Source organism: Mitsuaria sp. TWR114, assembly GCF_007997345.1.
On sequence record NZ_VOSR01001006.1, the window covers coordinates 1 to 3,446 of the forward strand.

At 71.5% G+C, this 3,446-nt stretch carries 2 protein-coding genes; both read left to right on the forward strand.

Translation table 11 applies throughout. The features are described from left to right. Positions 1-2,730 (forward strand): acyl-CoA dehydratase activase-related protein (locus FUT87_RS26780; protein ID WP_147242948.1); only part of this gene is annotated, 2,730 nt, incomplete at its 5' end. After that, positions 2,727-3,446, forward strand: a 720-nt coding sequence (locus FUT87_RS26785; RefSeq protein ID WP_222617311.1) for a hypothetical protein, incomplete at its 3' end; no start/stop codon positions are given. The genes FUT87_RS26780 and FUT87_RS26785, both read left to right, overlap by 4 nt.

Sequence of the window (3,446 nt, forward strand, 5' to 3'; positions counted from 1 at the left end):
GCGCTGCGCGCCTCGATCGCGCGTGGCCGCGGCGCGCGCGTGCTGCCGGCGCAAGGACCCGGGCTGGTGGCCAGCGACGAAGAGCGCGACGCCTTCATCGAGCGCTTCCGCCAGGCGCCGTTCGTGCCGGCAGTCTTCTCGCCGGGCCAGCGGGTGCGCGCGTTCCTCGGCATCGACGGCGGGTCGACCTCGTCCAAGGCGGTGCTGGTCGACGAGGGCGGCGAGGTCCTGTTCAAGGACTACCAGCTCTCGCGCGGCAACCCGCTCGCCGACGTGCGGGAGATCCTGCGCCGCGTGCGCGGCTTCGTGGCCGGGCAGGGCGCGGCGCTGGAGGTGCTGGGCGCCGGCGCGACCGGATACGCGGCGGACCTGCTGGAGGAGACGCTCGAGGTCGACGCCAACATCGTCGAGACGGTGGCGCACATGATGTCGGCGCGGCAGGCCTTCGACGATGTCGACGTGGTCTGCGACGTCGGCGGCCAGGACATCAAGGTGCTGTTCATGGCCGGCGGCGAGATCCGCAACTTCCGCCTGTCCAACCAGTGCTCGGCCGGCAACGGCATGCTGCTGCAGGCGATGGCGAGCCAGTTCGGCGTCGCGCTCTCCGACTACGCGGCGCTGGCCTTCCGCGCGCGGATGAGCCCGCGCTTCAACTACGGCTGTGCCGTGTTCCTCGACACCGACCGCGTCACCTTCCAGAAGGAGGGCTACGGCAAGGAGGAACTGATGGCCGGCCTCGCGCTGGTGCTGCCGAAGAACATCTGGCAGTACGTCGTGCAGATGCCGCGGCTGGCGGAGCTTGGCCGCGTCTTCGTGCTGCAGGGCGGGACGCAGCACAACCTGGCCGCGGTGAAGGCGCAGCACGACTACCTCGTCGAGCGCGTGCCCGGCGCGATCGTGCGCGTGCATCCGCACTGCGGCGAGGCCGGCGCCATCGGCGCGGCGCTGGAGGCGCGACGCATCGTCGCGCGGCGCGGCCACAGCCGCTTCGTCGGCGTGGACGCGGCGATCGGCCTGGCCTGGACGTCCCGCAACGACGAGGGCACCGTCTGCCACTTTTGCGCCAACGCCTGCCGGCGCACCTTCATCGACGCGGCGACCCCGCAGGGCCGCAACAGCCGCTACATCGCCGGTTTCTCCTGCGAGCACGGGACCGTCGAGTCCAAGGACGCGCTCAAGGCGCTGGTGTCGCACCGCAAGTCGCTGAAGGCGCAGTTCCCCAACCTGGTCGACTACGAGGCCGGCCTGGCCTTCAAGGCGGGGGCCGCGCCGCGGCCGCTGCCTGAGGCGGGCTCGCCCGTCGATCCGGGGCGGCGCTCGCGCGGCTGGGCAACGGCGGCGCTGCTGCCCTGGCGCGCCCGCGCGGCGCGCGGCTTCGAGCGCTCGGACGGCGCGTCGCGGCGGGCCGGCTTGCGCATCGGCATGCCGCGGGTGCTGAACATGTACTCGACCGCGCCGCTGTGGCGCGCCTACTTCGAGACGCTGGGCGTGCCCCCGCGCCAGATCGTGTTCTCCGACGTCACCAGCGAGGAACTGTGGGAGGCCGGCAGCCGCTACGGGTCGATCGATCCGTGCTTCCCGTCGAAGGTGGTGCAGGCGCACATCCACGACCTGCTGAAGGTGAAGCACCGGGAGCGGCCGCTGGACTTCCTGTTCTTCCCCTGTCTGACGCATGTGCCGAGCTTCGTGCGCGGTCTGCCCGACACGACGGCCTGCCCGATCGTGGCCGGCGTGCCCAAGGTGATGCGCGCGGCCTTCACGCAGGAGGTCGACCATTTCGCGCGCGAGGGCGTGGTCTATGTCGACCCGGCGATCTCGCTGTGCGAGCCCCACTTCATGAAGCAGCAGATGTTCGAGGCCTGGGGCGAGCGCCTGGGCGTGACGCGGGACGAGAGCGACTTCGCCGTCGACCAGGGCTGGGCGGCGCTGCGCGCCTTCGACAGCGAGATGCAGCGCCGCGGCATGCAGCTGCTGGCGCAGCTCGAGGACGAAGGACGGGTCGGCATCCTGTTGCTGGCGCGGCCGTATCACGCGGATCCGGGACTGCACCATGGCGTGCTCGACGAGTTCCAGGCGCTGGGTTATCCGGTACTGTCGATCCGCTCGATCCCGAAGGATCCGCAGTGGCTGGCGCGTTTCTTCGCCGGGGAGGGCGGCGACCCGCTGGGCGTGGCCGATGTCTGGCCCGAGGCCTATTCGACCAACAGCGCCGAGAAGGTCTGGGCCGCCAAGTTCGCCGCCCGGCATCCCAACCTGGTGGTGCTGGACCTGTCGAGCTTCAAATGCGGCCACGACGCGCCCACCTACGGAATGATCGACAACATCGTCGCGGCGAGCGCGACGCCGTATTCGGCGCTGCACGACCTGGACGCCAACAAGCCGTCGGGCTCGCTGAAGATCCGGGTGCGCACCTATGGGCATACGCTGCAGCGCCACGCCGAGCGCTTGCAGGACCTGCATGCCGCCAAGGACGAGCTGGCGCGGCGCATCGAGGCGAAGCGGCGCGAGCTGCGAGCGCGGGCGAGGGCACGTGACGGCGAGGTCAACCGTGAGGAGAAGGGCGGCCTCGATGGCCTCGCGACGCACGATCCGGCCTCGGAGCGCGACTACGCGGCCTGGCTGGGCGAGGAGACGGTGCCGCGATTCGCGCCGCTGGAGCCGACCACCGGGCGGGCCTGCGACACCGCCGCGACGGCGCATCCGATCACCATCCACCGGAGGACCTCATGAGATTGACGGACGAGGGCGACCGCCCGGTGATCTGGCTGCGCGACGAGCTGGCGCGGGCCGCCGAGATCGAACGCGAGCTCGAGGCCTTCGAGCGCGAGGAACGGGCGCGGCTGGGACTGACGGAGGTGCCGGTGGCGCAGTGGCGCGATCCGGCGCCGCGGCCCTTCACGCGCGACGAGCGCGCCGGCACGACGCTGCTGTGCGGCGGACTGACGCAGGCGCAGGACCTGCTGATCCAGGGCGCGCTGCGGGGCATCGGCTACCGGGTGGAGGTGCTGGGCACGCCGGACGACGAGGCCTTGCGCGTCGGGCGCGAGTTCGGCAACCGTGGCCAGTGCAATCCCACCTACTTCACCGTCGGCAATCTCGTCCATCACCTGCAGCGGCTGCGCGACGAGCAAGGCCTGAACCCGCGCGAGATCATCGCGCGGCATGTCTTCGTCACCGCCGGGGCCTGCGGGCCGTGCCGCTTCGGGACCTACGCGACCGAGTACCGCAAGGCGCTGCGCGATGCCGGCTTCGAGGGCTTCCGCGTGCTGCTGTTCCAGCAGCAGGGCGGTCTGCGACAGGCCTGCGGCGATGGCGACGGGCTGGTGCTGGATCGACGCTTCTTCTTCGCGCTGCTGCGGGCGGTGGTGGCCGGCGACGTGCTCAACGCGATGGGCTACCGGCTGCGGCCGTATGAACGCGATCCGGGCGCGACGCAGGCGGCGCTG